Source organism: Metabacillus bambusae, from assembly GCF_017497975.1.
In the GTDB taxonomy this organism is placed as follows: domain Bacteria; phylum Bacillota; class Bacilli; order Bacillales; family Bacillaceae; genus Metabacillus; species Metabacillus bambusae.
The window spans coordinates 1-743 of sequence record NZ_JAGDEL010000061.1; the positions used below are offsets into that span (position 1 = coordinate 1).

Sequence of the window (743 nt, forward strand, 5' to 3'; positions counted from 1 at the left end):
ACTACCGTACCGGTTCGATTCCGGTCCTCGGCACCACTTACAAAATGCGCCCGTAGCTCAATTGGATAGAGCGTTTGACTACGGATCAAAAGGTTAGGGGTTCGACTCCTCTCGGGCGCGCCATATATCGGGAAGTAGCTCAGCTTGGTAGAGCACTTGGTTTGGGACCAAGGGGTCGCAGGTTCGAATCCTGTCTTCCCGACCATTACCTAAAAAAGATTATTCGGGGCCTTAGCTCAGCTGGGAGAGCGCCTGCTTTGCACGCAGGAGGTCAGCGGTTCGATCCCGCTAGGCTCCACCATATAGTTAAATAATAAATTTCCATTTTGGCGGTGTAGCTCAGCTGGCTAGAGCGTACGGTTCATACCCGTGAGGTCGTGGGTTCGACTCCCTCCGCCGCTACCAATTTGGACCTTTAGCTCAGCTGGTTAGAGCAGACGGCTCATAACCGTCCGGTCGTAGGTTCGAGTCCTACAAGGTCCACCACTTTCCATCATACACGGAGGAATACCCAAGTCCGGCTGAAGGGATCGGTCTTGAAAACCGACAGGGGTGTCAAAACCCGCGGGGGTTCGAATCCCCCTTCCTCCTCCATATTTTTTAAATTTTATATTCCTATTATCGCGGGGTGGAGCAGTCTGGTAGCTCGTCGGGCTCATAACCCGAAGGTCGCAGGTTCAAATCCTGTCCCCGCAACCAAATGGTCCGGTAGTTCAGTTGGTTAGAATGCCTGCCTGTCACGC

Annotated in this window: 7 tRNA genes; all 7 read left to right on the top strand. The window is 53.2% G+C overall.

Going from position 1 to position 743, the window contains the following annotated elements:
* Positions 1-46: 46 nt before the first annotated feature.
* The 7 genes from I7822_RS29530 to I7822_RS29560 all read left to right on the top strand — a co-directional run bounded on the left by I7822_RS29530 (position 47) and on the right by I7822_RS29560 (position 699).
* Positions 47-123: transfer RNA gene (locus tag I7822_RS29530), tRNA-Arg, on the top strand.
* A gap of 5 nt (positions 124-128) precedes the next feature.
* A tRNA-Pro gene (locus I7822_RS29535) sits at positions 129-205 on the top strand.
* A 20-nt stretch (positions 206-225) separates the two neighbouring features.
* Positions 226-301, top strand: a tRNA-Ala gene (locus I7822_RS29540).
* Positions 302-328: 27 nt separating this feature from the next.
* Positions 329-405 (top strand) — tRNA-Met (locus I7822_RS29545).
* 4 nt (positions 406-409) lie between these two features.
* Positions 410-486 (top strand) — tRNA-Ile (locus tag I7822_RS29550).
* Positions 487-501: 15 nt separating this feature from the next.
* A tRNA-Ser gene (locus I7822_RS29555) sits at positions 502-594 on the top strand.
* Positions 595-622: 28 nt separating this feature from the next.
* A tRNA-Met gene (locus I7822_RS29560) sits at positions 623-699 on the top strand.
* The last annotated feature ends 44 nt before the right edge of the window (positions 700-743 follow it).